Source organism: Flavobacterium gelidicaeli, from assembly GCF_013294005.1.
GTDB lineage: Bacteria > Bacteroidota > Bacteroidia > Flavobacteriales > Flavobacteriaceae > Flavobacterium.
The window spans coordinates 211153-230188 of sequence record NZ_JABSNK010000001.1 but is presented as its reverse complement, the minus strand read 5'-3'; the positions used below and the strand labels follow the sequence as shown (position 1 = coordinate 230188).

15 protein-coding genes and 2 tRNA genes are annotated in these 19036 nt (G+C 33.0%); 14 read left to right on the top strand and 3 right to left on the bottom strand.

Features of this window, described 5'->3' with window-relative positions; translation table 11 throughout:
• Positions 1-19 precede the first annotated feature (19 nt).
• From HNP99_RS01010 to HNP99_RS01000, 3 genes are all read left to right on the top strand, one after another.
• Positions 20-748: a murein L,D-transpeptidase catalytic domain family protein gene (locus HNP99_RS01010; protein WP_173850368.1), complete on the top strand. Its 729-nt coding sequence runs from the start codon at positions 20-22 to the stop codon at positions 746-748.
• A 339-nt stretch (positions 749-1087) separates the two neighbouring features.
• Positions 1088-1160 (top strand) — tRNA-Gly (locus HNP99_RS01005).
• A 130-nt stretch (positions 1161-1290) separates the two neighbouring features.
• Positions 1291-1363 (top strand) — tRNA-Gly (locus HNP99_RS01000).
• Positions 1364-1403: 40 nt separating this feature from the next.
• Here the strand turns inward: HNP99_RS01000 and pepE are convergent.
• Entirely contained in the window at positions 1404-2111 is a 708-nt protein-coding gene (gene pepE, locus HNP99_RS00995) for a dipeptidase PepE (RefSeq protein WP_173850367.1), read from the bottom strand.
• Between the two features lie 158 nt (positions 2112-2269).
• Here pepE and HNP99_RS00990 point away from each other — a divergent pair, with 158 nt between their 5' ends.
• The 8 genes from HNP99_RS00990 to HNP99_RS00955 all read left to right on the top strand — a co-directional run bounded on the left by HNP99_RS00990 (position 2270) and on the right by HNP99_RS00955 (position 9076).
• A complete protein-coding gene (locus tag HNP99_RS00990) occupies positions 2270-3040 on the top strand; it encodes a carboxypeptidase-like regulatory domain-containing protein (protein ID WP_173850366.1) in 771 nt (256 codons plus the stop codon).
• 61 nt (positions 3041-3101) lie between these two features.
• Entirely contained in the window at positions 3102-3791 is a 690-nt protein-coding gene (locus HNP99_RS00985; protein ID WP_173850365.1) for a hypothetical protein, read from the top strand.
• A 37-nt stretch (positions 3792-3828) separates the two neighbouring features.
• Complete coding sequence (locus tag HNP99_RS00980) at positions 3829-4512, top strand: hypothetical protein (protein WP_217424374.1); 684 nt, start codon at positions 3829-3831, stop codon at positions 4510-4512.
• Positions 4496-5251, top strand: a complete 756-nt coding sequence (locus HNP99_RS00975) for a hypothetical protein (protein ID WP_173850363.1) — start codon at positions 4496-4498, stop codon at positions 5249-5251. Before HNP99_RS00980 ends, HNP99_RS00975 begins: the two co-directional genes overlap by 17 nt.
• Entirely contained in the window at positions 5248-5751 is a 504-nt protein-coding gene (locus HNP99_RS00970; RefSeq protein WP_173850362.1) for a DUF6702 family protein, read from the top strand. Before HNP99_RS00975 ends, HNP99_RS00970 begins: the two co-directional genes overlap by 4 nt.
• 64 nt (positions 5752-5815) lie before the next feature.
• Positions 5816-8056, top strand: coding sequence for a M1 family metallopeptidase (locus HNP99_RS00965; protein ID WP_173850360.1), 2241 nt, complete (start codon positions 5816-5818; stop codon positions 8054-8056).
• Positions 8057-8165: 109 nt separating this feature from the next.
• Positions 8166-8492, top strand: a complete 327-nt coding sequence (locus tag HNP99_RS00960) for a Sec-independent protein translocase subunit TatA/TatB (RefSeq protein WP_173850358.1) — start codon at positions 8166-8168, stop codon at positions 8490-8492.
• Positions 8492-9076, top strand: a complete 585-nt coding sequence (locus HNP99_RS00955; protein ID WP_173850356.1) for a phosphatase PAP2 family protein — start codon at positions 8492-8494, stop codon at positions 9074-9076. Before HNP99_RS00960 ends, HNP99_RS00955 begins: the two co-directional genes overlap by 1 nt.
• Before the next feature lie 192 nt (positions 9077-9268).
• Here the strand turns inward: HNP99_RS00955 and HNP99_RS00950 are convergent, their stop codons facing one another.
• A complete protein-coding gene (locus HNP99_RS00950) occupies positions 9269-9910 on the bottom strand; it encodes an O-methyltransferase (protein ID WP_173850353.1) in 642 nt (213 codons plus the stop codon).
• Positions 9911-9981: 71 nt separating this feature from the next.
• Here HNP99_RS00950 and rlmN point away from each other — a divergent pair, with 71 nt between their 5' ends.
• Positions 9982-11025, top strand: a complete 1044-nt coding sequence (rlmN, locus tag HNP99_RS00945; protein ID WP_173850351.1) for a dual-specificity RNA methyltransferase RlmN — start codon at positions 9982-9984, stop codon at positions 11023-11025.
• Between the two features lie 87 nt (positions 11026-11112).
• Here rlmN and HNP99_RS00940 read toward each other — a convergent pair whose 3' ends face one another.
• The gene (locus HNP99_RS00940) at positions 11113-13989 is read right to left on the bottom strand and encodes a triple tyrosine motif-containing protein (RefSeq protein WP_173850349.1); all 2877 of its coding nucleotides are present in this window, start codon (positions 13987-13989) and stop codon (positions 11113-11115) included.
• Between the two features lie 313 nt (positions 13990-14302).
• On the opposite strand from HNP99_RS00940, the gene HNP99_RS00935 reads away from it, so the two are divergent.
• A complete protein-coding gene (locus HNP99_RS00935) occupies positions 14303-17425 on the top strand; it encodes a SusC/RagA family TonB-linked outer membrane protein (RefSeq protein WP_173850346.1) in 3123 nt (1040 codons plus the stop codon).
• Positions 17426-17441: 16 nt separating this feature from the next.
• On the top strand, positions 17442-18959 hold the full coding sequence (locus HNP99_RS00930; protein ID WP_173850344.1) for a RagB/SusD family nutrient uptake outer membrane protein: 1518 nt from the start codon (positions 17442-17444) through the stop codon (positions 18957-18959).
• The last annotated feature ends 77 nt before the right edge of the window (positions 18960-19036 follow it).

The following is a 19036-nucleotide window of genomic DNA, read 5'->3' as shown; positions in this document are numbered from 1 at the left end:
TTTAACCTAATTATAATCAATGAAGTACAAATTTATTCCTGCAATAGTTGTGATGCTTGTTTTAGTGTTCATTTCTAATTTGCTAACCGTTGAAGCAAAGAGTTCAAAGCCGAAAGTAAGAGAATATGCATTAGCTACTAAAGATGTAAAAGAAACGCGTGAAGAGTTAGTTTACGAAAAATTAAATCCAAATGAGTTTTCATTGCCTAAATTGACTGTTTTTACTGAAGCCTTAAAGGGTTTTAATCAATTAAAAGAAAAAGGTCTTATAAGTAAAGACATCTTGACGGTGATTGATTTTAGTATGTCGTCAAACACTAACAGACTTTGGGTGATTGATCTTTCATCAAATACCATTTTATTTAACACATTAGTTGCTCACGGTAAAAATACTGGTGATGAGTTTGCTACAAGCTTTTCTAACATCTCCTCTTCTTTTAAAAGTAGTTTAGGTTTTTATGCTACAGGAGAAATATATATAGGTAAGCATGGAAAGTCATTGCGACTTGATGGTTTAGAAAAAGGAATCAATAGTAATGCAAGAGACAGAGCAGTTGTTATTCATGGTGCTGATTATGTTTCTCAAAGTTTTATTAGAAACAATAAGCGCTTAGGAAGAAGCTTAGGTTGTCCAGCCATTCCTTTAGCATTGACAAATGAAATTATAAGAACAATAAAAGATAAGTCATGTTTATTTATTTACTATCCTTCTAACGGGTATAAAGTAACATCGAGATTAGTTTCGTAAACAGATTTTCTTATTGTATTAAGTCAAAAAAGCCAATCATAATTAATTATGACTGGCTTTTTTGGTTTTTAGAAGGTGGTTATTTACTGGTTTCTATAATAAGCATTAATAATTATTGCTTTTAAACTATTTTTATATTGTTAGAAAGTGACTTTTCATTGTGCAATCAGGCCAAAAAAAGGACTTTTGTAAGATGTTTTTATGAAATAATTAAAAAAAGTTTTGGTGTAATCTTTTAATTTTAAAATGATTAGAAATTAAAGTGATTTTAATGTAAATTTTTTTCAAAAAAAACTTGTTTCAAACTGTTTTTATTCTCTATATTTGCACCACAGTAATGCGAAAGTAGCTCAGTTGGTAGAGCTCCAGCCTTCCAAGCTGGTTGTCGCGAGTTCGAGCCTCGTCTTTCGCTCTTAGAGAAGCCGAAACAGCAATGTTTCGGTTTTGTTATTTATAGAAGGTGTTGTGTAATTTTTTTTATTTTTTATTCAAAAATATTTGGTTTAAAATAAAATTATTCTTTATATTTGCACCCTGTTAATGCGAAAGTAGCTCAGTTGGTAGAGCTCCAGCCTTCCAAGCTGGTTGTCGCGAGTTCGAGCCTCGTCTTTCGCTCTTAAAAAAAAGCCGAAACATTTATTTGTTTCGGCTTTTTTTATTTTAGGTCTGTTATGTCACTATTATTATCTATTTCTAATGGGGCTTCGTTTGGCATAAAAAGTCGCGCTTGTAATCCTCCTTTTATAATTATTTTGTTGTTTCTTACTTCCAGCCAACTTCCTTCGCGCAATCCTAGTACTGGTATTGAATTAAAAACGTGGAATTCTTTTAATCTTGTCTCGCGGGTTTCACCCATGTGTTTTGACTGTGTGTCTGGATCAAGGTAGTGTGCGTTGATGTTGAACGGAATCACTGCTAGTGTTTGAAAACTGGGCGGATAGATAATAGGCATGTCATTTGTATTTTGCATGCTTAAACCGCAAATTACGCTTCCTGCGCTTGTTCCTAAATATGGAGTGCCGTTTTTTATCGTTTCAGATAATGCAGACATGATCTTGTTTTGATACAATTGTGTTACGAGTAAAAAAGTATTGCCGCCACCGGTAAATATCCCTTCGGCATTTTTTATAGCTTCAGCGGTATCTTCAAATTCGTGAATGCCTTTGATGGCAATATTAATTTTGGCGAAAGCCGCAGCTGCCTTAGCAGTGTACTCATCGTGACTAATGCCGCTAGGTCTTGCATAGGGTATGAAAAGTACAGTTTTGCAGTCTTTAAAGTGGCTGCTTAATTCAGGTAAGATGTATTCTAAATACGCTCCGCCATGTATTGTGGAAGTACTTGCAATAATTATATTTTTCATTTTTGTAGAAATTTTTTCGGTTAAAGGTATAAAATCACAGCACATTATCACCGTCTTGAATTTTTTTATTAACATTAATTTACCACCTTATTAGTAATTAATTTGGAACACATTAGGATACTTTTACGAATTATCAGTAATTAATTTCACAATATAGTATGGTTAAGTTAGGGTTTGTTTTTTTTATGTTGCTTACGGCTAATGCTTTTTCGCAAGAAGTGGGATATGGAGTAGTGAAAGGAAATGTTAGTGATGTAAATATAAATGTTGGTGGAGTTTATGTAATTAATACGAATACGGAGGAAGCGACCATTACTAATGAAGATGGCGATTTTACTATTAAAGCTGCTCTGGGTGAAACGCTATTGTTTTCGGCAATGCAATATAAAAGTGTTCGTATAGTTTTGACAGATGAGGCTTTTAGTAACGGTTTGCTTTATGTAAAAATGAATCCTATTATGAATCAGTTGAATGAGGTGATAATTAGAACTTACAATAATATTAATGCAGTGGCTTTAGGGATTGTCCCTGCAGGTCAAAGAACGTATACTCCAGCTGAACGTAGGTTAAAAGGAGCAACGTCATTAGATCCTACTGCAAGTGCAAGTCCTAGTTTAATGGCTGGTGGTTCAATATCTGCAGATCCTATTTTTAATTTAATTTCTGGAAGATCAGCAATGTTGAAAAAAGAACTGGCAAATGAGAAGAAAGAAATCTTTATGGCAATGCTAGATCGAATGTTTGATCAAAATCATTATACTAATAAATTACATATTCCAACAGCTTACGTAAAAGGATTTCTTTATTATGCAGTAGAAAATGATAAGTTTACTAAGGTTTTAAAAACAAAAAATATAACCACGATTGAATTTTTATTGAGCGAATTAGCAACTAAATATAAAGTTATTATTGCCAATCAAGAGAAGTAATATCTATCTTCTAGTTTTGCTTATTTCGCATATCACTGTGAGTCAAGTAAAGCAAATAACGATGCTTAAAGGTGTAGTTAAGGTAGATAATGGCTATAAACAAGCAATTAGAATCGTTAATGTCACACAGAGACAAAATACGTATTGTGATGATCAAGGAGTCTTTGCTATAGCAGCTCAATCAGGAGATTTGATTGTTTTTAGTGGTGTTAATATTCACGATTATGATTATAAAGTGCTAGATAAATTTGATGCTTCTGATTTTATTTCGATAAAAATGACTTCAAAAGCTACTGTGTTAAATGAGGTTGTGGTTACAAATGATAATGTAATAAATGAGGTGTCACTAGGAATTGTTTCAAAAGATCAAAAAAAATATACCCAAGCAGAAAGACGGCTGCAAACGACAGGTGATTTCAAGCCCATTATGTTACTTGGTTTACTAGCTGGATCAATGCCTTTAGATCCTTTGATAAATAAAATAAACGGTCGTACAAAGCGAGTGAAAAAGCAAATAGTAGCTGAGAAAAAAGGTAGTAATATCGAGAAGTTAAGTGGTTATTACAGTGAAAGCTTCTATGTTAATGAATTAGGGATTTGTACACAGTATGTTTCGGGATTTAAGGTTTATGTTATTGAAAACAATACATTTGCTAAAGAATTAGAAAAAGGAGAAACGGCAATGCTGCGATTCATGATCATAGACTTGGCAAATAAATACAAACAAAACATTTCTTGTGAGGATAAATAATACGGTACTGCTTTTTTTATTGCTAGTATGTCAATCGATGTATAGTCAAATAGATATTTCTAAAACGTTGAGAGGGAGTATCATGGTTAATAGTGATTATATGGGGCAGGTCAATGTGGTTAATCAAACATTGAATTTAAGTACGACTTCAAATGAAGTGGGGCAATTTAATATTATGGTAAAAGAAGGCGATTTACTAGTGTTTACTGCGGTAAATCTCGTAACTTTACGTAAAACTATTGCCGCAAATGATATCGTTTTAGGAGAGTTAAAAATCCAAATGAATTATAAGAGTATTCCGCTAGATGAAGTTATTATTGCAGAGCCCTCTAGTATTACTGCTGAAAGCCTTGGGATTATTCCGTATGGACAAAAGAAATATACGCAAGCAGAACGAAAATTATACACGGCAACATCAGGTAATGGAATTGACGGACTGTTAAATACTATTTCTGGTAGGAAAGCCATGCTAAAAAAGGTAATTGTGGTGGAGGCAAAGCAAACAGCTTTAAACCGACTAGTATATCTTTTTGAGGATGAATTTTATATAGATCAATTAAAAATTCCTGCAGATTACATTAGTGGTTTTCAGTATTACTGTGTTGAGGATACTACATTTGTATCGGCGATAGAGTCTAAAAATAAAACATTGGCTAAATTCCTAATAGGTATTTTGGCTGAGAAATATAAAAAAATAAATAAAGATGAAAAAGGTAGTTAAGGTTCTTGTTGTGTTGCTGTGTTTTCAGTTTAGTTTTAGTCAAACAGATGATCGAAAGCTACTACATGGTCAGGTTGTTAATGATTCAATACAATTAGAAAGCGGTTACGTAATTAATGTTACCTCTGAAAAAAGAACATTTATAAAAGCAAATGGTTTTTTTGATATTTTGGCTAAGCCAAAGGATGTCTTAATATTTTCTAGTTTAACTTTCGAGCCTAAAAAACTAGTGTTGACTGTGGGCAATTGCCAAGCATCACTTTTTATAGTTAAGCTTAATGTGGCTAATAATGAGTTACAAGAAGTAGTTATTTCAAATCGATTAAAAGTAAATGGATTAAGTGGTAACTCGCAACGTTTTGTGGATACTAAATATTTTGACGATGCAAAATCATCTCCTAAAAATCAAGTAATGCCTTCAGATGGTACCATAACAGATGGTACAGATTTTGTAAGAATATTTAAAGAAATTAAAAAAATATTAAAAAAGAAACCTGAGGATAAAGACGAAGTGCTTAGCGATATTGCATTTTCTCAATATGTAAAAATCAATTTTGATCCAATATTTTTTGAAAGAGACTTAAAATTAAATAAAGACGAAATCGATTTGTTTTTATTATACACGTCAAATGATACCGACTCTAGAAACTATCTAAAACCAGAAGATCGTTTTTTATTATTGGATTTTTTAATTTCAAAAAACAAAGAATTTAAAAGAATTAGTACTTTTGAAAAATGAAAAAAATAACTATTTACGTTTTAACAACTTTTTTTTTATTGACATTAACAGCCTTTAGTGCGCATAAATTCTACATGGGAATTTACCAAATAAACTATGCTCCAGAGAAAAAAATGTTAGAGATCACTACGAGGATTTTTGTAGATGATTTGAATAAAGTGTTAGAGAAAAAATATAAGAAAATAACACACTTAGGAACAGCAAAAGAAACTCCTGAAGATATTGTTTTAATGCAAAAATATTTATCAGAAAAATTCCGACTTAAAGTTAATGGGGAGTTTGAGCCTATGAACTATTTAAGTAAAGAAATAGAAAGCGATGTAATTATATGTTACTTGAATATTAGGGATATTAAGAAGGTAAAAAGTTTAGAAACCTACAATGCTGTTTTAATAGATTTAGACGTAGAACAGCAAAACATTACACATTTTACGGGTTTAGGAGACAAACAAAGCTATCTTTTTACAGAATCTGCAACAAATTATGTGTTAAAGTTCTAATTGGTTATTGGTGTTTTGCTGAAATAAGTTATTTTCACACACTTAAATAACTTGAAACCTAACCATGAAGAAAATTACACTCTTATTTCTTTTTCCTGTGCTAATGTTAGCGCAAGAAAAGGCAACAACAGTTGCTCCAAAACAATCAGGGAAGTACGACACTAATAAGTTTAGTCAAATGTACGATTTATTAGCAACGCCTAATATGTTTCGTACAGCCTCTGGAGCGCCAGGTCCAGCTTATTATCAACAACAAGCAGATTATAAGATTGATGTAGAGTTAGACGATAAAAACGCAAAACTAAGTGGTTCTGAAACCATTACTTATTATAATAATTCACCAGATTCTCTTGAATATTTATGGGTGCAGTTAGATCAAAATCAAGCTGCAAAGGATTCTGAGTCTCCATTAGCTGATAGTGATCGAATGGAACAAACTTTTCCTGCAAGCAACTTTACTAATAAGTTTTTAAAACAAGATCTTGAACGTGGTTTTAATATCGAGTATGTAAAAGATGTAAAAGGTGCTCCTTTGTCTTATACTATTAATCATACCATGATGCGTATCAATTTAGCTACGCCAATGAAACCTGGAGCAACAATCTCTTTCTCTATTAAATGGTGGTATAATATTAATAACTACCAGTTAGAAGGTGGTCGTTCAGGTTATGAATTATTTGAAAAAGAGAACAATAGATTGTATGTAATTGCACAATTCTACCCAAGAATGGCAGTGTACAATGACGTTGAAGGATGGCAGAATATGCAGTTTTGGGGTGGTGGAGAATTTGCTTTACCTTTTGGAAACTTTGATGTAAATATTACTGTTCCTGCTGACCACGTTATGGAAGCAACAGGAGAGTTAACAAACAGAAGCGAAGTATTTACTCCAGCACAGGTTAAAAGATATGAGTTGGCTCAAAAGTCTTTTGATAAACCAGTAGTAATCGTAACACAAGAAGAAGCTGAAGCAGCTGAAAAAGGGTTCTCTACTAAAAAGAAAACTTGGAAATTTAGTGCTAAAAATGTTAGAGATTTTGGTATTGCTACTTCTAGAAAGTTTATTTATGATGCTATGGCAGTTAAATTAAATGATAAAGTAGTAATGGCAGCTTCTGTATATCCTAAAGAAGCAAATCCATTATGGGGAGAAACATCTACTATGATGGTGGCACATACATTAAAAAGTTATTCATCACACACATTTGATTATCCTTATCCAAAAGCAGTTTCTGTATCAGCAGCTGATCAAGGAATGGAGTATCCAATGATTTGTTGGAACTTTGGTCGTCCTGACGAAAACGGAGTGACTAGCGAACAAATTAAAAACGGAATGATTGGCGTAGTAATTCATGAGGTAGGGCACAACTTTTTCCCTATGATTGTAAACTCTGATGAACGTCAATGGACTTGGATGGATGAAGGTTTGAATTCGTTCATGGAATTTATGGCTGAAGACGAATTGGGAACAAATTTTCCTTCTCGTAGAGGGCCGGCTAAAAACATTGTACCTTATATGAGTGGTGATCAAAAATATTTAGAGCCTATCATGTCTAATTCTGAAGGGATTATCCAATTTGGAAATAATGCTTATGGAAAACCGGCAACAGGTCTTAATATTTTAAGAGAGACTATTATGGGTAGAGAATTGTTTGACCATGCTTTTAAAGTATATGCAAACCGTTGGAAATTCAAACATCCTACGCCAGAAGATTTCTTTAGAACAATGGAAGATGCATCTGGGGTTGATTTAGATTGGTTTTTTAGAGGTTGGTTTTACTCAACTGATTTTGTAGATATCGGAATTAGTAATGTAAAACAATACTATGTGACTGAAACGCCTACTGCGGCATTGAAAAATGCTAAAGTAAGAAGAGGTCGTTTTGGTGTAGAAACGGGACCGTTTGTTTATTTAGTAGAAGGAGATAATGCTGAATTGAGTTCAAAAGACAAAAAAGCATTAAAAATTGAAGAAGTTAAACTACTTTCTGATTATGTAAGCACGCTTTCTAAAGAAGAAAAAGGAAGTTTGAAATCACCTAAATATTTCTACGAAGTAGAGTTCAATAAGCCAGGTGGTATGATTATGCCTATCCTTGTTGAGCTTACTTATGAAGATGGTACTGTTGAGAACTTTAAATATCCTGCACAAATCTGGAGAAAAAGCAATGAAACAGCTAAGAAAGTTTACGCTACAGAAAAAGCAATTAAGAAAATTCAAATAGATCCTAAATTAGAAACTGCAGATATTGATGTGACTAATAACACTTGGCCAAAAGAGGCTGTGAAATCTAAGTTTGATTAAAACAATTTGCTATAAAAAAAAGACTCGTAACAGAGTCTTTTTTTTATGATTAATTTAAATCACAAGGAATCTAAATTTAATATCTTTGCAACAATAAAAAAGTAAAAATATGTTTGGCATAGGAGGAGGAGAGTTAGTTTTTATCATGTTTATTGTACTTATGCTTTTTGGAGCGGATAAAGTTCCAGAAATGGCGCGTACTATGGGGAAAGCTATGGCGCAATTAAAGAATGCAACAAATGATATTAAGAGCGAGATCCAAAAAGGAGTAGAGGCAAACGGTTTAGATGCTAAATCGCTTTCTGATATGACTGGAAATATCAATAACGAAATCACCAAAGTAAAACAAGACCTTATAGGAGATTCAATTGTTCAGGCTAATAAAGTCAAAGAAGATATTGAAGAAGCTACAGGACCTATAAAACGCAGCATGTAATGATTGATAAATTATTATCATTAGATACAGAATTGTTTCTTTTTCTTAATGGTTTAGGCTCAAAAACCTATGACGGTATATGGTTATTGATTACTAGTCAAGCTAACTGGACACCATTATTTCTTGTTTTATTATACTTAATTTATAAAAAATTAGGAACAAAACAAACACTGTATTTACTACTTTCGATAGCTATATTAATCACTTTTACAGATCAAGTAACTAACCTGTTTAAAAATGGTTTTCAGCGATTAAGACCTTGTAATAATCCTGACATAAAGGATGTGATGCGTATAGTTCAGTCTAGAGGCTCTTTTAGTTTTTTCTCTGGTCACGCTACAACAAGTATGGCTGTGACTGTACTTATTTTTAATACTATAAAGCAGTACTATAAACATGCTTATTTGTTATTTCTATGGCCGTTAATCTTTGCTTACAGCCGCATTTATTTAGGATTGCATTACCCAATAGATATTGTTACGGGCTACACTTTTGGCGCTATTTCAGGATATTTAGCTTATAAAATATATAGAAAATTACAACAAAAATACTTTCCACTTGCTTCTATAAATACAACTATTTAAAAGCTATTCCTGCTATACGTTACAATCTTATACTTGAAAAAGGTTTTTTCAATAACAATAAAGGAGCTTCTTTCAGTCGCTCTTTTTTGTTTAGAAAAAAATCCATTTTCAAGCACAAGGATTTTTACTACTATCAGGGCTAATTACGTAGGGTGCTACTTTTACAAGTAATTTATAAAGTGCTTTCAAACACTACAATACCCTACTAACGGTCAATCCGTCACGAATAGGTAATAATACCGTTTCAACTCGAGGGTCGTTTTTTAGTAATGCATTGTATTCTAATAATATTTTAGTACTAATGTCTTTCGGGTTTAAAGGTTCTAGCACTTTTCCGCTCCATAAAACGTTATCAGAGAGGATAATTCCACCTTTATTCATTTTTGGAACAATCATTTCAAAATAATTGATGTAATTCTCTTTATCAGCATCAATAAAAACCAAGTCAAATTTCACATCAAGTGTGGGGATAATAGCAGTTGCTTCTCCTAGGTGCTGCGTAATTTGTTTGCCCCAAGACGATTTATCAAAATGCTTGCGCTGAAAATCGATTAGTTCTTCTTTGATGTCAATTGTATGTAACTGCCCACCATCTTGCATTCCTTCACACAAACACAAAGCAGAGTATCCTGTGTAAGTACCAATCTCAAGAATATTCATTGGGCGAATCAATTTTGCCAACATACTTAAAACCCGACCTTGAAAATGGCCACTTAACATTCGGGGTAATAAAATTTTCTGGTAGGTTTCTTTATTAAGTGCAGCTAGTAATTCGGGTTCCTTTTCGGAGTGTTGCTCGATATAATCTTCTAATTCGGTTGAAATGAAATGCATTTTTTTAATTTTTGTCAAAGTTATTAAAATATCAAAACAACAAATCAAGAAATAGTCATTAAATTTGTACCATGCAAATGGAGAAAAAAGACATACGAGCAGTATCAAAAGAAGATTTACGCGAATTTTTTGTAACCAGTGGAGACAAAGCCTTTCGTGGAAATCAAGTATATGAGTGGTTGTGGAGTAAAGGAGCGCACAGTTTTGAGGATATGACAAATATTTCTAAAGAAACGCGTGCCATGCTGGAACAAAATTTTGTGATCAATCACATTAAAGTAGATACCATGCAAAGATCTGAAGACGGTACAGTAAAAAACGCCGTTCGCTTACATGATGGTTTAGTGGTTGAGTCAGTATTGATTCCTACTAATACAAGAACAACAGCTTGTGTTTCTAGTCAAGTAGGTTGTAGTTTAGATTGCAACTTTTGCGCTACAGCACGATTAAAAAGAATGCGAAACTTAGAACCTGCCGAAATTTATGATCAGGTGATAGCTATAGATAAGGAAAGTCGTTTGTATCACAATCATCCGCTTTCTAATATTGTTTTCATGGGAATGGGTGAACCATTGATGAATTACAATAATGTATTAAAAGCGATTGAAATGATTACTTCTGAAGAAGGATTAGGAATGTCGCCTAAACGTATTATGGTTTCCACATCAGGAGTACCTAAAATGATTAAGAAGCTTGCTGATGATGATGTAAAATTCAAACTAGCGGTATCATTGCATTCGGCTATAGATGAAATACGTGCTCGAATCATGCCTTTTAGTGCTAATTTTCCTTTGGCCGATTTAAGAGAGTCATTAGAATATTGGTATAGAAAAACCAAATCAAAAATTTCTTATGAGTACGTAGTTTGGAAAGGAATCAATGACAATAAAGAATCAGTTGATGCCTTAGTAAAGTTTTGTAAATACGTCCCATGTAAGGTAAACTTAATCGAATACAATCCAATTGATGATGGTGAGTTTCAACAAGCCTCTGAAGAAGCTACAAACGCTTACATAAAGGCTCTGGAAGCTAGCGGAATTGTAGTCAAAGTAAGAAGGAGTAGAGGGAAAGATATTGATGCCGCTTGTGGACAATTGGCTAATAAAGAAGCTTAATTTAGTTTTATTTAAAATATGTAAAAAAGGGTTTGACAATAATGTCAAACCCTTTTTTTTGGATTAAAAATAAGATATTCAGCATTATTAAATACTCATTAAATAGCCCGTAAGATTTTCTTTTTTATTAAGTTCTAATTTTTTACGTAGTCTGTAACGGGCTAATTCTACGCCACCAGAAGAAATGTTCATAATCTCAACAATTTCTTTGGTAGACATATTCATTAGTAGGTAGGTAGATAAATCTAATTCTCTAGGTGAAATTGTAGGATGCTTTTCTTTAAGGCGTTTTAAGAATTCAAAGTGCACGTTTTTAATGTGTTTTTCTAAATCTTTCCAGCTTTTGTCATTGTTTACCTCTTTGACAATACTTTTGTTAAGCTTTGTAACTTGAAATTTAGTTGCTTCGTCTAATTGGTTGTTATCAATTTCTTTCAGTTTATGAATGATACCGTTAAGGACTTTGTTTTTCTTAGCGACTTGTAGTGAGTTGTTTACTAGTTCTTTGTCTTTAGATAAAATCTGAATTTGTAACTTGTCATTTTTGAGTTTTTCAATTTCTTTTTCTAATTCATGTTGCTCATGCCTAATTTTGGCCTCTTTTTCAAGATATAAACGGCGTTGTTCAATAGTTTCGTAATATTTGTTCTTTCTTATTTTTAGCTTTATCTGGTTAGATGTAATTATAAATAAACTAATCAGTAATACTACGTAAAAAATGTAAGCGAAATAATGGCGATACCATGGTGGTGCAATTTCAAATTCTAATGAAGCTACGTTTGATGCTATTCCGTAGCCATTTTTGGCTTTAATTTCCATCGTATAAGCCCCTTCTTTCAAATTTGTATATTCTTTTATAGATAACGTTGTCCATGGATGCCATTCAGTTTCAAAAGGAACCAGTTTGTAACTGTACTTAACGTTTTCTTGGTTTTCATAAGTGGGTGAGGAGAAAGAAAATTTTACATGATTAGAGCGATAGGGAATCGTATATTCGGTTGTTTGGTTGTTAGTATAGTTGGTATTGATACTTTCTCCAGGGTATGAAAAGTTAGTAATAAATACCCGTGGTTTCGAAATATACTTACTGGATATTTCAGAGTCATAATGTGCTAATCCGTCTATGAGTCCTATAAAGATATTTTTAGAATCAACAGTATTAATCGAAACAAAGTTTTTAACCAAACTTCCTTTTAGATTGGCAAAAGGAGCAACGCTATTAGTATATTTTTTTGCGTAATTTTTCTTCAAAACGCCTAATGACTCATTATAAGTGTACCATAAATTGCCATGAGAATCTTCTTTAATGGAACTAATTAGTGGTACCTTTTTAAAAAGCGCCGTCATTTGTTTGTCTTTAAAAAATATTTCCTGCTCCTTTGAGTATCTGTAAAATTGATTTTGTGATTGAAAGTAAACTTTGTTATTAATTTTTTGGAGACTTTTTATGCCAGGAATAGCATTGCTAATTTTATGGTGTTTTGTTATGGTCTCAATTTCGGATAAATCAGCGGTTAGTTTTATTTGATAAATATACTGTTCCATATGAAGCCATATAAAATCATTATCGAGTTCTATTTCAAAACTATTTATGATTTCATTAAATCCTTTTACATGGTTTACTAAAATGAGTTTTCCGTTTTCTTTTTTGAAAATGCTAAAACCAGTATAACTGAGGCCTAGGATGTAACTGGGCTTATTGGGGATTGCTCTAAAGCCAAAATACCCATTAGGATCTAGTTTAGTTGCCGTTTTATTATTGATAACTAGTGCGCCTCTATTACTGGCACACAATAAAATAGTGTCAAATACTTGTATATTCCAAGCTTGTGCGTTTGTTCCTGGGACGAGTTTAAACGGTTCGTCTTTGAAGTCTTTATCCCAAGGATGATAAAACAAGCCTTGATTTGTGGCAATGTATAAGTTATTCTCAAATACTACAGATGAGTAAACAGTGCTGAGGTTATAGCTATAATCAAAAAAGGTAAAAGGCGAATTAATGTTGATAAAACTAATACCATTGTCGAGACCTAGCCATAGGTTTTTTTGGTCATCAATAAAGGAGGTTAATATAGTGTTGTTCTGGATTCCTTTATTGTGGTTAAGATGTTGTGTTATTTTGCCGTTTAAATCACAAATAGCGATTCCGTTTAAAACAGTATTTAGTACTATGAATTTTTTATCGATAATTATCCCTCCCAAAGAGGTGTTTTTTAAGACGAAATTATTTGCTTCGGTATTCCAAGGAGTTACTTTTCCGTCTTCATATATAAAAAGGCCTTTTTCAAGAGTCATAATTAGAAAGCGTTCTTGACTTAGTTGGAGCATAGACCAAATTTCGGTTCCGTTAAAATATTTAGTTCCAGCTATAGGATATAATTTTCCAGCACGTAATTCTAAAACACCTTCTGTTTTGTCTTGAACGTAAAGTTTGTTGTTAAGTACAAATGAAAACTGGAATTTTGTGAGCGCATTTATAGTAGTACATTTATTATTTTCGAAAATAAAAATTTTGGTAAATGACTGAAAAATGATTGTTTCATTGTAAAGGTGAACACGCCATATCAAGTTGATATCTTTCTTATCCTCAGTATTAAGTTTACTGGATAATGATTGATATACTAATTTTCCTTTACTGTTGGGTTTAAAATAGCCAAATTCATTGTTGCCTCCCACATAGATCACACCCAGCTTGTCCACTTTTAAACTTCTAATAACAGATTTATTTGGAAGTTGATAATTTTTCCAGCTAGTTCCATTAAATTGAACTAAGCCTTCATTATTCGCAAAGTAAATAATACCATTTTTATCTTGATCAATATTCCAGTTTTGAGTTCCGGCGTTGTATACTGTACGTTTATAGTTTTTAATATCAGGTAGACCAATGTTTTTTACTTGACTTTTTGCAGATAAAAGGCTAAATACACTTAATAATAGTAAGAATTTTTTAATAATTAATTTCATATTTATATAAGTGAAATGATGTTTTTAAAATTATGAAACACGAACTAAATGCAACATTTGTTGCATTTATAAGTTAAATAGTTAATAAAATATAAATGTAGTGTTTATTTTTATTTATTAACATTTTTGTAACAGTGTTTTTTTGATTATATAATATTGACTTTAAGGTGTTTATAATTTTTTTGATGTGTTTTTGTAAGGTGTTAAAAATCAAAATGATGTGTTTTTGTAAGTAATTTAAAATACCAATATCAAAATAATATAGATACTTTAGCATTAAATTACTAATTAATTAACCAAAATTTTTAGAAAAATGAAATTAATAAAATCACTTATTTTTTGTTTTTCATCGTTACTATTCTCAGTTATAGCGCAAGCGCAAGATGTATCTGTTAGTGGTATAGTAAATGATGAAAGTGGGATGCCAATACCAGGGGCATCTGTATTATTGAAAGGAACAAATAAGTCTACAACTTCTGATTTTGACGGAAAGTTTCAGATTCTTGCTCCTTCAAACGGCGTGCTTCTAATTAGCTTTATTGGATACGGTACCGTTCAAGAACCTATTAATAAGCGTACATCAGTTAAAGTACAATTAACATCAGAATCTCAAAATCTAAATGAGGTAGTGGTTGTAGGTTATGGTACTCAAAAGAAAAGTGTGGTAACAGGATCGATATCTAGTGTTAAAGCTAAAGATTTAGAGAGTTTGCCTATCACTAGAGTAGAACAGGCATTACAAGGTAGAGTTTCAGGAGTTTCGATAGCTGCAAATGCTGGGCAACCAGGATCAGCGTCTACTATTCGTATTCGTGGATTTACAACGTTAAATAATAATGATCCTTTATGGGTTGTTGATGGTGTTATCATAGATAATGGAGGTATAGGATATTTAAATCAGTCTGATATTGAATCTATTGAAGTTTTAAAAGATGGTGCCTCAGGAGCGATTTATGGATCTCGAGCAGCTGCAGGGGTAATCCTAGTAACTACTAAAAAAGGAAAATCAGGAAAAATAAGTGTTAACTATACTGGTTTTACTGGAGTATCACAAGCAGCTAAAAAAATTGATTTGTTAGATGCAACACAGTACACAACAATCATGAATGAGGCTTATACTAATGGAGGAAAACCAGCACCTTATTCTACTACCACTAACTACGGTAAAGGAACGAACTGGCAGGATGCTATATTTAATGATAGTGCACAACGTACTTCTCATGAATTAAGTTTCAGTGGAGGTAACGAAGCTTCAACATTTTATATGTCTTTTGGATTATTAGATCAAGAAGGGATTGTTACTTCTGAAATTTCGAACTATACTAGAAAAAATATTCGTTTAAACTCCAATCACAAACTAGGAAAGTATATTAAAATTGGACAAACATTAGGATACTCTAATGAAAAAACGATTGGTATTGGTAATACAAATGACGAGTTTGGAGGACCATTATCTTCGGCAATCAATTTGGATCCATTGACACCTATAATTGAAACCAACCCTAACCAAGCAATTTATCAGAATAATCCAAACGCGATTAGAGATGCGAACGGAAACTATTATGGAATTTCTACAATTGTAACTCAGGAAAACACGAATCCATTAGCGTATACTAAAACGAGATTGGGTAATAACAGTTTCTCTGATAATTTTGTGGGGAATATTTTTATTGAAGCAGAAGTTTTACCGGGTTTGAAATTTAGATCTACAGCAGGGGGAAAATTAGCTTTTTACGGTTCAGATAATTTCACACCAGTATTTTTCTTAAATGGTGCGACAAAAAGAGACAAGAACGAACTATTTAGATCGTATCAAAAATCATTTAGTTGGAACTGGGAAAATACTTTAAATTATACTAAAAAACTTGGTGATCATAACTTTAGTGTTTTACTTGGTAAAGGTACTTACGTAGATAATATTTCTTCAGGAAATGATGTGACGTATCAAGGTGTACCTGCAACAACTCATAGTGAAGCTTCCTTTAATGTTGAAATCCCTATTACTGATAAAATTGCAAATGCATATAGCTCTCAAGCTTATGAACACAGAGTTGAATCTATTTTTGCTAGATTAAATTATGATTTCAAGGAGAAATATATTTTCACGGGAATTATTCGTCGTGATGGTTCTACTCGCTTTGGACCAAACAATAAGTACGGAACGTTTCCATCAGTTTCATTAGGATGGGTGCCTTCAAAAGAAGGATTTTGGAATACTGATGGTGCCGTTAGCACTTTAAAAATTAGAGGTGGTTACGGAGTTACAGGAAATGACTCTTCACCTGACTTCTTATACATTTCAACTGTTGGTATTAAGAGAAATTATACCATTGGAGGAATTCCTATTCCAGGACAAAGTCCAAACGCATTACCTAATCCTGATTTAAAATGGGAAGAAACCAAACAAGCAAATATTGGATTTGAGATGAATTTTCTTCGCGACTTCAATTTAACTGTTGATTTATTTAATAAAAAAACAGAGGGTATCATCATGCCAGTACCTAATCCTGGATATGTGGGTGCGACAGGAGATTCTTACGCAAACCTTGCGAGTATGGAAAATAAAGGTATAGATGTCGAGCTAGGATACCGTAAAAAAATAGGAGCTTTAAACCTTGCTGTTAATGGTAACTTCTCTTATATCAAAAATGAAATTACCTATCTTGACAAAGGGGTTAATTTTATTGCAGGGGATGAAACAGTACAATCTAGTTCTTATGAAATTAATAGAACACAGGTTGGTCAAGCTTACAATTCATTCTACGGCTTTAAAACCAATGGTGTTTTTCAAAATCAAGCTGAAATTGATTCTTATAAAAATGACGCAGGAGTTGTAATTCAACCAAATGCTAAGCCAGGGGATTTCCGTTGGCAAGATTTAAACGGAGATGGTGTGATCGGTGGTGAGGATAGAACGTTCCTAGGGACATCGTTGCCTAAATATACATACGGACTTACACTAAATTTAGATTACAAAGGAATTGATTTATTAGTTTTTGGTCAAGGAGCAGGAGGGAATAAAATTTACCAAGGGTTAAGAAGACTAGATATCATAAATGCAAATTACCAAACAGAGGTTTTAGGCCGCTGGACTGGTGAAGGATCTACAAATAGTTACCCTAGAGTGACTACTGATGATACCAATAGAAACTTTAGTAATCCATCTGATTTTAATTTACAGAAAGGTGATTTCTTTAGATTCAAAACAATCCAACTAGGGTATTCTCTTCCTTCAGATTTAGTTAACAAAGCTTCTTTACAAAAAGTGAGGTTTTACATCACAGGTGAAAATCTTTTCACAATTACTAAGTATACTGGTTTTGATCCTGAAGTTGGAGGGCCAACCACGGCTGGAATGGACAATGTACAAGGTGTTGATAGAGGGTATTATCCTCAAGCAAAATCGTACATGCTAGGAGTTAATTTGCAATTTTAATTAAAAATAAGATATTATGAAACTTATAAGTTTTAAACAATCAATCGTCGCTGTTGGAGTGTTATTAGCACTTGGATCGTGTGATACTGACGAAAAATTAGAGGTAAAAGGGGATGGAGTAGTATTAGAAAGTAATTTTTATAGAAATGAGACCGAAGCTTATTCTGGTTTAGTAGCAGCCTATGATAAAGTAGGGAAGTTTGCTGGTTCAATGGAAACTGCTCCGTTGTTATTCTTAAATTCTGCTTCAGATGACTTTTACGCGGGAGGAGGTAATTCAGGAGATCAACCCGGTCTTCAGGTAGCATCAAACTATACGGTGAGTCCGTTTAATATTCCGCCAGCTATTTGGTCAAATTATTATCAAGGTGTTTTTAGATGTAATGTCATGATCCAAAAACTTCCTGATGTCCCTATGGATGCAACCAAGAAAGCAAGGTTCATGGCCGAAGTAAAAACCTTACGTGCTTATTATTATTTTGACCTTGTTAGAATGTTTAAAAATGTTCCTTTAATTCTAGCGCCACTCTCTAAAGATGAGGTTCCAGATGTAATGCAAGCAAAACCGGAAGATGTTTACATCCAAATGGAAAAAGACTTAAATGAAGCCATTGGTGATTTACCTATTACTATTATCGAAGGGGAATCAGGACGTTTTTCAAGAGGAGCTGCAACGGCACTGTTAGGAAAAATATATTTGTATGACAATAAAAAAACAGAGGCTGCGGTTGAATTTGCTAAAGTAAATGGAACTCCAGGAGCAACAAGTAGTTATGGTTATAAATTAATGCCTGCTTTTGCTGATTTATGGAATCACATCAATAAATTTAATACAGAGTCTATTTTCGAAATTGCTTATTCGGATAAATCCAATGCTGATTGGGGGAATTTTGAGTTAGGAAATGACGAAGGAAATGTGGCTTCTCAATTAATGGGAATGAGAGATTACTCTAGAACTGCAACAGGAAAAGCCGCTGGATTACCTGATTATATTAATGGTTGGGGTTTTATGACTGCAACGACTGACTTAGCAACTGCTTTAAAAACAGATCCTCGTTTTGCATCGACGCTTTTTGATGCAGCAGCCGAAAGAACTGCTGGACGTATCACTTACACAGATAGCTATAACGAAAAAGGGTATCATTTTATAAAATATGCAGCGGTTAACAGTGATATTACTGCGGCTAATCCTTTCTTGAATTTTTCTATTAATACCTATATTATTCGTTTGGCCGATACTTATTTAATGGAAGCAGAAGCTTTAAACGGAAGTGGAGCAAGAGCTCAAGCGCTTCTTGATGCGGTTAGAGCTAGAGTTGGTTTACCATCAGTTCCTGTTTCTATGGCTGCAATTATGAATGAAAGAAGATTAGAACTTGCCGGTGAAGGACACCGTTGGTATGATTTAGTACGTACGGGTGAAGCAGCTGCAAAATTAGCTTTTAAAGGTTTTACTGCTAATAAAAACGAGTCAATGCCAATACCATACAGTGAGTTTAATAACACTAAGATGGTTCAAAATACAGGTTATTAATACATGTTGAGTTAGTTTAATTGAGTTAGGTTTAAATAGCCCATATTCATTTTGTTTATGGGCTATTTTTAAATAAT

Coding starts and splice junctions, on each gene's coding strand:
- HNP99_RS00935 (WP_173850346.1), top strand. CDS start 14,303: ATGAAATTAATAAAATCACTTATTTTTTGTTTTTCATCGTTACTATTC.
- HNP99_RS00950 (WP_173850353.1), bottom strand. CDS start 9,910: ATGCATTTCATTTCAACCGAATTAGAAGATTATATCGAGCAACACTCC.
- HNP99_RS00975 (WP_173850363.1), top strand. CDS start 4,496: ATGAAAAAGGTAGTTAAGGTTCTTGTTGTGTTGCTGTGTTTTCAGTTT.
- HNP99_RS00965 (WP_173850360.1), top strand. CDS start 5,816: ATGAAGAAAATTACACTCTTATTTCTTTTTCCTGTGCTAATGTTAGCG.
- HNP99_RS00990 (WP_173850366.1), top strand. CDS start 2,270: ATGGTTAAGTTAGGGTTTGTTTTTTTTATGTTGCTTACGGCTAATGCT.
- HNP99_RS00980 (WP_217424374.1), top strand. CDS start 3,829: ATGTATAGTCAAATAGATATTTCTAAAACGTTGAGAGGGAGTATCATG.
- rlmN (WP_173850351.1), top strand. CDS start 9,982: ATGCAAATGGAGAAAAAAGACATACGAGCAGTATCAAAAGAAGATTTA.
- HNP99_RS00985 (WP_173850365.1), top strand. CDS start 3,102: ATGCTTAAAGGTGTAGTTAAGGTAGATAATGGCTATAAACAAGCAATT.
- HNP99_RS00960 (WP_173850358.1), top strand. CDS start 8,166: ATGTTTGGCATAGGAGGAGGAGAGTTAGTTTTTATCATGTTTATTGTA.
- pepE (WP_173850367.1), bottom strand. CDS start 2,111: ATGAAAAATATAATTATTGCAAGTACTTCCACAATACATGGCGGAGCG.
- HNP99_RS00955 (WP_173850356.1), top strand. CDS start 8,492: ATGATTGATAAATTATTATCATTAGATACAGAATTGTTTCTTTTTCTT.
- HNP99_RS00970 (WP_173850362.1), top strand. CDS start 5,248: ATGAAAAAAATAACTATTTACGTTTTAACAACTTTTTTTTTATTGACA.
- HNP99_RS00930 (WP_173850344.1), top strand. CDS start 17,442: ATGAAACTTATAAGTTTTAAACAATCAATCGTCGCTGTTGGAGTGTTA.
- HNP99_RS00940 (WP_173850349.1), bottom strand. CDS start 13,989: ATGAAATTAATTATTAAAAAATTCTTACTATTATTAAGTGTATTTAGC.
- HNP99_RS01010 (WP_173850368.1), top strand. CDS start 20: ATGAAGTACAAATTTATTCCTGCAATAGTTGTGATGCTTGTTTTAGTG.